Consider the following 9008-nt stretch of genomic DNA (forward strand, 5'->3'; position numbering starts at 1 on the left):
GTCTCGTAACCAGCACCCGGCGTCGTTGCCAACTCTTCCATGAAATTCCTCCGTTAACGAATCGGAGGGGTCGTACAGATTCAGACTTTTACAGCTTGTTACGAAGTTCTTCACCCGATTGCCCTGTCACACCCCTGCCAACCGCTTGCTCCAGCACTAAAAAATGGCTTAGACTTGGGCGCGGCAAACGAGCCGATGCGCCCGGTAATTCATGCCCTACGTTGTTTGCAATTGCCTGGCGACGTACGAAACTGAAAATTCATCAGGAGAACGCCGATGCAAATGACCAGAACCGTTCACCGGACTGCGGCTGCCTTTATGTGCGTCACGCTGCTCGCGGGGTGCAGCCAGCAATATGCCCAGAACAATCCCGGCGCCACCAGTGCTGCCACGGGGGCGGGAATTGGCGCCGTCGGCGGTGCGTTGATCGGCGCGCTGGCCAGTGGCGGCCATGCCCGCGGCACGATTATCGGCGCGCTGGGCGGTGCGGCGGCCGGCGGCCTTGGCGGGTATCTCTGGAACCAGCATCTGCAGGCGCAGAAGCAGCAATTGCAGCAATCCGCGCAGGGTACGGGCGTGCAGGTCACCCAGACAGCTGATAACCGCCTCAAGGTCAACATTCCAGCCGACGCCGGTTTCGACACTGGCAGCGCGACGCTTAACCCGCGCATCAATCCAATCCTCGATCAGCTGGCTTCAGGCGTGCAGCAGAACCCCACCGAGACGGTGCAAATTGTCGGATACACGGACAGCACCGGCTCCAGCAACATCAACTATCCACTGTCTGACCACCGGGCGGGAAGCGTCAAGTCTTATCTCGTCTCGCGCGGGGTTAACGGCCAACGGATTACCACCCAGGGCATGGGCCCGCAGAACCCGGTGGCCAGCAATGCAACCGCGGCCGGACGCGCAGCCAACCGCCGCGTGGAAATCTATGTGGCCTTCCCGGCGCAACCGGCAGGCTCGCAGACGCCTGGGTCATAAGCTCGGCGGTTGCCTCGGGCTGGAGAGCGCCGCCCCTCACTGAGAGGGGCGGTGTTCATGCTTTATTGTCAGCGAGGCATTACCTAATGCACCAGGCTTGGCACCATGTCGTTCTGGATGATGGCGGCTGCGGCCAGCGGCGCGTTGGAGGCGATGGCCATTGGCGTGCCGTCGGCGGCGTGGATGGCAAAGGCCGGGCCGTTTTCGGTCATCACCGGTTTCACGAAGGCGATTTCCTCCATTCCCAGCCCGGCCAGCTGGGCCGCCGAGATGTGGTGGATGTCGAGCACGGTCCCGGGCACGAAATTCGCTGTTCCGTCATGTGTCTTGATGTCCATGGAAAAATTCCTTCTCAAATGAGCCAGGTTAATCTTGCGCGAAGCTGTGTCTGGTCAGTCTACTGCCGGGTTGTGTTTTAATTAGGGACGCCTGGAGGCCGTTCAGCCCTGGGAATCCCGTGAGTCTCCGTTCACCACCCGAGTCGGCGCCACATTTGTTTTGCTCTGCCCGCGCGAAATGGGGATGTTTTTCACCACAGGCTGCGGCACCGGGCGCACCAGGTCAACATGCAAAAGCCCATTGTCGAGCCAGGCTCCCTTCACCTCAATTCCCTCCGCGATGACGAACGCCCGTTGGAACTGGCGCGCGGCAATCCCACGGTGGAGGAACACGCGCCCTTGTCCGTCGTCAGTCTGGCGGCCGCGAATTACCAACTGGTTATCCTCCAGGGTGATTTGCAGGTCGTCCATGGTGAAACCGGCCACCGCCAGCGTAATGCGCAGCGATACCGGGCTGAGCTGTTCGATGTTGTACGGCGGGTAGCCGTCGGAGGAGTTTTTCGCGGCGCGTTCGATCATCTGTTCCAGATGGTCGAAGCCCAGAAACAAAGGCGAGGTGAAAACGCGGGTATTCATAAAGGCAGGCCCCCCCAGTTGTGAGCGAAGCAGAATTCAGACCCCGAAGGCGTCCGAGGCTTATGTTGTCATAAATCTGGCCGGATGCAAGTCCCGCATGCGCAAGCGGCGCAAGCCCGGCGTTGCAGCGGGGCAGGCGCGGCATTAAGTGTCTCGGCATGTCAGTCACACAAACCATCTCTGAAACCACCGCCCCCGCCGTTCCGCTGCTGCCCATCCTCGTGGTGCCCGACCCGGTGCTGCGCAAGCACGCTCGCGCGGTAACCCCGGCGGATTACGATGAGGTGCGCGCGCTCATCCCCTCCATGTTCGCCACCATGTATGCGGCTCCGGGCATCGGCCTTGCCGCCCCGCAGGTTGGCCGGCTGCTGCGCGTCATCGTGGTGGATGTGGCGCCTGACAAAGTCCCGGCGCCGCTTGCTCTGGTCAACCCGGAGGTCATCGCCGCCTCGGAGGACAAATGCTCCCGCGAGGAGGGCTGTCTCTCGCTGCCGGACCAGTATGCCGAGGTCGTGCGCCCCTCATGGGTGAAAGTGCGCTACCAGGACGAAAACGGCGCCAAACATGAGATCGAGGCTGACGGCCTGCTCGCCACCTGCCTGCAACACGAGATTGACCATCTCAACGGCGTGCAGTTCGTGGATTATCTCTCCCCGCTCAAGCGCAATATTCTGCTCCGCAAGCTGGCCAAGGAGCTGAAGGACCAAAAGGAGCGGCGGGGGCGCAAGTAATGAAGCTCGCCTTCATGGGCTCGCCCGAATTCTCGGTCCCGGCCCTGCGCGCGCTGGTTGCGGCCGGGCATGAGGTCGCCGTGGTGTATGCCCAGCCGCCCAAACCCGCCGGGCGCGGCCAGCGCGAGACTCCCTGCCCGGTGCATCAGGCGGCGCTGGAACTTGGCCTGCCGGTGCGCACGCCCCGGCGCCTGCGCGGCAACGCCGAGGAAGCCGCGTTTTTCCGTGGCCTTGGCCTCGATGCCGCCATCGTCTCCGCCTACGGGCTCATCCTGCCGCCCGAAATTCTAAGCGCCTCGGTGCGCGGCTGCCTCAACATTCATGCTAGCCTGCTGCCGCGCTGGCGCGGCGCCGCGCCCATCCAGGCCGCTATTTTGGCCGGCGACCCCTTCACCGGCATCACCATCATGCAGATGGACGAAGGGCTGGACACCGGCGCCATGCTGCGCCACCAGGCCACCGCCATCGGCCCGCGCGATACGGCAGGGGATTTGCACGACCGTCTGGCGCAGATCGGCGCGGCGCTGATCGTGGAAGAACTCAGCGATCCCAGCGAGCCGGTGGAGCAGCCGCCTGCCCCGGCCAATGACGAGGACGGCGGCTACGCCCGCAAACGCACCCGCGAGGACGCTCGGCTGGACTTTACCCAACCCGCCGTTGCGCTGGAGCGCCAGATTCGCGCCAACAACCCCTGGCCAGGCTCGCTGGCGCTGTTGGGGGAAATCGTCCTCAAATTCCTCCGCGCCGAGGTTGTCGCGGCCCCGGGCCTCACCGATGACACCCGCCCCGGCGATATTCTGGACGCCGCCATGACCATCGCCTGCGGCGGCGGCACCGCGCTGCGGCCTTTGGAAATCCAGCGTCCCGGCAAGGCCGCCATGCCCATCGCCGCGTTTCTGCGCGGCTTCACCCTGCCGGAAGGTGCCCGCTTCTTTTGATCCCCTGGGCGCTGGAAGTTGAATATGACGGCACCGGCTTCATGGGCTGGCAGCGCCAGAAACACGGGCTGGCGGTGCAGCAGGTGATGGAGGAGGCAGGCGCCAAGCTTTGCGGCGGCAGCATCCCCGCCGCGGTTGCCTCGGGCCGGACCGATGCCGGCGTGCATGCCCTGGGTCAGATCGTGCAGATGGAGCTGCCGGATTTCTCCCCCCACCGCCTGCGCGAGGCGCTGAACTACCACATGAAGCCCCACCCGGTGGTGGTGCTGCGCGCGGCCCCGGCCCCCGCTGGCTGGAGCGCGCGTTTTTCCGCCACCTGGCGCAGTTACCGCTATATCATCTCCAACCGCCCGGCGTTCCCCGCGCTGGAGCTCAACCGCGTGTGGCATGTGCGCCAGCCGCTCGACGAGGCCGCCATGCACCGCGCCGCGCAGCAACTGCTCGGCCATCATGATTTCTCCTCCTTCCGCGCCTCCGCCTGCCAGGCCAAATCGCCACTGCGCACGCTGGACGAGCTGAGTGTGACGCGCGCAGGCGCGCGTCTCATCATTCACGCCAAGGCCCGCAGCTTTCTGCACCACCAGGTCCGCAACATGGTGGGCAGTTTGAAGATGGTGGGGGAGGGGTCCTGGCCGGAATCGCGCGTGGCGGAGGTTTTGGCCGCGCGGAGCCGCGCCGTGGCAGGCCCCACCGCCCCCGCCGAAGGGCTCTACTTCGTCAGCGTGGGGTATGTGTCCGATCTAGGTTTAAGTTGATCGGCCCGCTGTTTTAGCCGAAGCTGACCCGCTTCACCGGAGTCGCCATGCCTTACGAGACTTTCGTCCATCTGCGGGTCCATTCCGCCTTCTCGCTGTCTGAGGGCGCGATCAAACCGGACAAGATCGCCGCGCTGGCGCGTGAGCTCTCCATGCCCGCGGTGGCGATCACCGATAGTTCCAACATGTTCGGCGCGCTGGAATTCTCGCAATACTGCGCCGGCGCCGGGGTGCAGCCCATCATCGGCTGCCAGCTTGGCTTGGCGCGCGGCGGCGTCAACCTGGCGCCGGACCCTGTGGTGCTGCTGGCGCAAACCCCGGCCGGCTTCGCCAATCTGCAAAAACTCTCCTCCGCCAGTTATCTGTTCTCTGATGGCGCGCCAAAACCGCAGATCACCCTGGAGACCTTGCTCGCCCATGCCGAAGGCTTGTTTCTGCTCACCGGCGGCGCGCACGGCCCCATCGGCAGGCTGCTCGCGGAAGGGCAGATGGCCGCGGCCGAGGCATATCTCGCCGCCCTTGCCGAAGCCTTTCCCAACCGCATTGCGGTGGAACTGCAACGCCACGGCGAAAAGCTGGAACAGGCCATCGAACCCGGGCTGATCACCCTGGCCGATGCGCGCGCCCTGCCGCTGGTTGCCACCAATGAGTGCTTTTTCGCCAAATCCTCGATGCACCAGGCGCATGACGCGCTGCTCTGCATTGCCGAGGGCCGGGTGCTGGCCGAGCCGGAGCGCCGGCGCGTCACCCCCGAGCACTGGTTCAAGCCCGCCGCCACCATGCGCGCATTATTCGCGGACCTGCCGGAAGCCTGCGACAACACGCTGGCCATCGCGCGTTCCTGCGCGGTGATGGCGCAATCGCGCAAGCCCTTGCTGCCCACCTGCCCAAAAGTCCGCCCCGGCACCACCGAGGCGCAGACGGTGCGCGCCATGGCTGAGGAAGGGCTGGAAGCCCGGCTGAACGCGCAGGGCCTGCCGGAAGAGGCGCGCGAACCCTATCGCAAGCGGCTGGAATTCGAGCTGGGCACCATCATCCAGATGGGCTTCCCCGGCTACTTCCTCATCGTGGCGGATTTTATCCAATGGGCGAAGGAGCAGAAAATCCCCGTCGGCCCCGGCCGCGGGTCCGGCGCTGGCTCCGTCGTCGCCTGGGCGCTGCTGATCACCGATCTTGATCCCTTGCGCTATGGCCTCCTCTTCGAGCGCTTTCTCAATCCTGAGCGCGTCTCCATGCCCGATTTCGATATCGACTTCTGCCAGGAGCGCCGCGACGAGGTGATCGCCTACGTCACCCGCGAATACGGCGCCGAGCGCGTCGCGCAGATCATCACCTTCGGCAAGCTGCAGGCCCGCGCGGCGGTGCGCGACGTTGGCCGCGTGCTGGGCCTCCCCTACGGCCAGGTCAACAAGGTGGCCGAGCTCATCCCCAACAACCCGGCCAAGCCGGTTACGCTGCAACAGGCGATCGACGGTGAGGTGAAGCTGCGCGAGCTGCGCGATTCTGATGAAGGCCTGGCCCGGCTCATGGAAATCGCCTTGCAGATCGAAGGTCTCTACCGCCACGCCAGCACCCATGCCGCCGGCGTCGTCATCGGCGACCGTCCGCTCGATCAGCTCGTCCCGCTCTATAAAGACCCCCGTTCGGAGATGCTGGTCACGCAGTTCTCGATGAAATACGTCGAGCAGGCCGGGCTGGTGAAATTTGACTTCCTGGGCCTCACGACATTGACGGTGCTGGACCGCGCGCTCGGCTTCCTGCGCGAGCAGGGCGTCGAGATCGACCTTTCCGCCATCCCGATGGATGATTTGAAAACCTATGAGATGATCGCGCGCGGCGACACCGGCGGCGTGTTCACCTTTGAAACCCAGGGTTACCGCAGCGCCCTGCAACAGATGCGCCCGGACCGTTTCGAGGACCTCATCGCCATCCAGGCGCTTAACCGCCCCGGCCCGATGGCCAACATCCCCGACTATTGCGCCCGCAAGCACGGCGCCGCCTGGACCGCGCCGGATGCCGCGATTCATGACATCCTGGCCGAGACCTACGGCGTCATCGTCTACCAGGAGCAGGTGATGCAGATCGCCCAGGTGATGGCGGGATACTCCCTCGCCGGGGCGGATCTGCTGCGCCGCGCCATGGGCAAGAAAATCCGCGCCGAGATGGACGCCCAGCGTAAAATTTTCTGCGAAGGCGCCTTGAAACAGGGCTTCACCGAGGAAAAAGCCAACGAGATCTTCGACCTCATGGCGAAATTCGCCGATTACGGCTTCAACAAATCCCACGCGGCCGCTTATGCGCTGGTCTCGTACCAAACCGCTTATCTGCGCGCCAACCACCCCGTTCCCTTCCTCGCCGCCTGCATGTCGCTGTCCATCGCCAACACCGATAAACTGGCGATTTTGCGCGCCGACGCGATGCGCATGGGCATCCAGGTGCTCCCGCCGGATGTCAATTATTCCGGCGCCGATTTTAAACCTGAAACCCTGCCGGACGGCAGCCTCGCCATCCGCTACGCGCTCGGCGCCATCAAGCGGGTCGGCATCGCCGCGATGGCGGATCTCGCCAAGGCGCGCGGCAACAAGCCATTTAAGGACATCTCCGATTTCGCCGCCCGCATCGACCCCAAATCCCTGACCCGCGCGCATGTCGAAATCCTCGCCAAGGCCGGCGCGTTCGAATCCCTTGAGTCCAACCGCGCCAAGGTGTTCAGTGCGGCGGAGGCCATCATCCGCACCGCGCAGGCGCAGGCGGAGGAGAAGCAATCCGGCCAGATCGGCCTGTTCGGCGGCGCGGAGCCTGAGAGCATCCGCCTGACCAACATTCCTGACTGGCCCGAGACCGACCGCCTGGCCGCCGAGGCCGAGGCCATCGGCTTTCACGTCAGCGCCCACCCGCTGGATATGTACGCCATCGCCCTCAAGCGCCTCGGCGTGGCCTCCTCCGGCAGCATCGAGCGCCGGGCGCAGGCGGGGGCTTCGCGGCTTAAACTCGCGGGCACGGTGGGCGCCAAAAAGGAGCGTATCACCCGCACCGGCAGCCGCATGCTCTGGCTCACCCTCTCGGACATGGAGGGCAGCTTCGAGGTCACTCTGTTTTCCGAGGTGCTGGGCCGTGTGCGTGAAATCCTGGTCGAGGGCGCGGCTCTGCTGGTCAGCGCCGATGTGAAGATCGAAGGCGAATCCCTGCGTATCACCGCCGTGGATGTCACCCCGCTTGACGATGCCGCCGCCAAGGCCGGCGCCTCCCTGCGCATCTGGCTGGACCGTACCGAGGCCCTGCCGCACATCCGTTCCCTGTTGGAGCGTGAGGGCAAAGGCCGCGGCCGCGTCACGCTGGTTCCTAAAACCGGGCTGGAGCGCAATCTCGATGTCATTCTCCCCGGCGGTTTCAACGTCACCGCCCGGCTGGCGCAGGCGATGAAGCTCGTCCCCGGCGTGGAACGTGTCGAGGATATGTAAACAATTTGGGAGAATCGCCGGTGCCCTCCAGCCATCTTGTAGACCCTGAACTGCTGCCAGTGCTCAATGCCTACCCGCCAATGCCGGAATGGTCGGCCGAGGCGCTCGCCATGGTCCGCACGGGCCGCGCCGAACAGCTCGCCGCCCTGCCGCCCCCGCCGCCGCTGCCGGTCATCGTTGAGACCCTCAACATCCCCGGCCCCGCGGGGCATGTGCGTGTTCTCGCCTACCGCCCGGCCCAGGTTTCCGGCAGCCTGCCCGCCGTGCTGCACATCCACGGCGGCGGCTACATTTTTGGCTTTCCCGAGATGATGGACGTGCCCAACCGCATCCTGGCGCATGAGCTTGCCTGCGCCGTCTACGCGGTGGACTACCGCCTGGCGCCGGAAACGCCCGCCCCCGGCGCGCTTGAGGATTGCTACGCCGTGCTGCGCTGGCTCAGCCGCAACGCGGCGGCGCAGAACATCAACCCCGCGCGCATCGGGGTGAAAGGCGAGAGTGCGGGCGGCGGGCTTGCCGCGGCGCTGGCCCTGCTGGCGCGCGACCGGGGCGAAGTCCAACTCGCCTTCCAGCACCTCATGTACCCGATGATCGACGACCGCACCTGCACCTCCAGCCAGCCGCACCCGCTCACCGGCCAGTTCATCTGGCGCCATCAGGACAATCTGTTCGGCTGGACCTGCCTGCTCGGCCAGGCCCCCGGCGGGCCGGATGTTTCCCCCTATGCGGCGGCGGCGCGCGCTGAAAACCTGGAAGGGCTGCCGCCCGGCTACATAGCAACCGGCGCGCTGGATTTGTTTCTGGAGGAAAATCTCGACTACGCCCGCCGCCTCACCCGCGCCGGCGTGCCGGTGGAGCTGCATGTCTATCCCGGCGCGTTCCACGCGTTTGATGTCATCGGCCCGAGCCGCCTCGCCGCCACGGCCCTGCGGGATAGCACCGAAGCCCTGCGCCGGGCGCTGCACGGAGGATAAACCCCACGCCTTGACCGCGATCGGCTCCACCCGCGCGCGGCGCGCGGGCGGCCGATATCGTCGCTTTCATCATGTGGCGCACCGGCGATCCGTGTTTCCAGCCGAAATCCTGAACCATCCGGCACAGGGGTACTTGCCTCCAAAACGCAACACGGCTAAACACCGCGGCGGATATGGGCGCGTAGCGCAGCGGTAGAGCACCACCTTGACATGGTGGGGGTCACAGGTTCAATCCCTGTCGCGCCCACCAC

General features: G+C 65.3%; 8 protein-coding genes and 1 tRNA gene. 7 read left to right on the forward strand and 2 right to left on the reverse strand.

The window, feature by feature from the left end; translation table 11 throughout:
• Nucleotides 1-282 precede the first annotated feature (282 nt).
• Nucleotides 283-984: an OmpA family protein gene (locus HKL97_RS02550; RefSeq protein WP_291422542.1), complete on the forward strand. Its 702-nt coding sequence runs from the start codon at nt 283-285 to the stop codon at nt 982-984.
• 83 nt (nt 985-1067) lie between these two features.
• On the opposite strand, the gene HKL97_RS02555 is transcribed toward HKL97_RS02550, so the two are convergent.
• The gene (locus tag HKL97_RS02555) at nt 1068-1322 is read right to left on the reverse strand and encodes a DUF1150 family protein (protein ID WP_284257748.1); all 255 of its coding nucleotides are present in this window, start codon (nt 1320-1322) and stop codon (nt 1068-1070) included.
• 102 nt (nt 1323-1424) lie between these two features.
• A complete protein-coding gene (locus tag HKL97_RS02560) occupies nt 1425-1898 on the reverse strand; it encodes an Hsp20 family protein (protein WP_291422543.1) in 474 nt (157 codons plus the stop codon).
• A 158-nt stretch (nt 1899-2056) separates the two neighbouring features.
• On the opposite strand from HKL97_RS02560, the gene def reads away from it, so the two are divergent.
• From def to HKL97_RS02590, 6 genes are all read left to right on the forward strand, one after another.
• Nucleotides 2057-2629 (forward strand): peptide deformylase, encoded by a 573-nt coding sequence (gene def / locus HKL97_RS02565; protein ID WP_291422544.1) that lies wholly within the window; start codon nt 2057-2059, stop codon nt 2627-2629.
• Nucleotides 2629-3567, forward strand: coding sequence for a methionyl-tRNA formyltransferase (gene fmt / locus HKL97_RS02570; protein ID WP_291422545.1), 939 nt, complete (start codon nt 2629-2631; stop codon nt 3565-3567). Before def ends, fmt begins: the two co-directional genes overlap by 1 nt.
• Nucleotides 3564-4322 carry a tRNA pseudouridine(38-40) synthase TruA gene (gene truA, locus HKL97_RS02575; RefSeq protein WP_291422546.1) on the forward strand — a complete coding sequence of 253 codons (759 nt, stop codon included), beginning with the start codon at nt 3564-3566 and terminating at the stop codon, nt 4320-4322. The genes fmt and truA overlap by 4 nt, the downstream gene beginning before the upstream one ends.
• Nucleotides 4323-4369: 47 nt before the next feature.
• Nucleotides 4370-7783 (forward strand): DNA polymerase III subunit alpha, encoded by a 3414-nt coding sequence (dnaE, locus tag HKL97_RS02580; RefSeq protein ID WP_291422547.1) that lies wholly within the window; start codon nt 4370-4372, stop codon nt 7781-7783.
• 5 nt (nt 7784-7788) lie between these two features.
• The gene (locus HKL97_RS02585) at nt 7789-8757 is read left to right on the forward strand and encodes an alpha/beta hydrolase (protein ID WP_291422548.1); all 969 of its coding nucleotides are present in this window, start codon (nt 7789-7791) and stop codon (nt 8755-8757) included.
• 175 nt (nt 8758-8932) lie between these two features.
• A tRNA-Val gene (locus HKL97_RS02590) sits at nt 8933-9007 on the forward strand.
• Nucleotide 9008 lies beyond the last annotated feature (1 nt).

This window comes from Acidocella sp. (assembly GCF_013044125.1).
In the GTDB taxonomy this organism is placed as follows: domain Bacteria; phylum Pseudomonadota; class Alphaproteobacteria; order Acetobacterales; family Acetobacteraceae; genus Acidocella.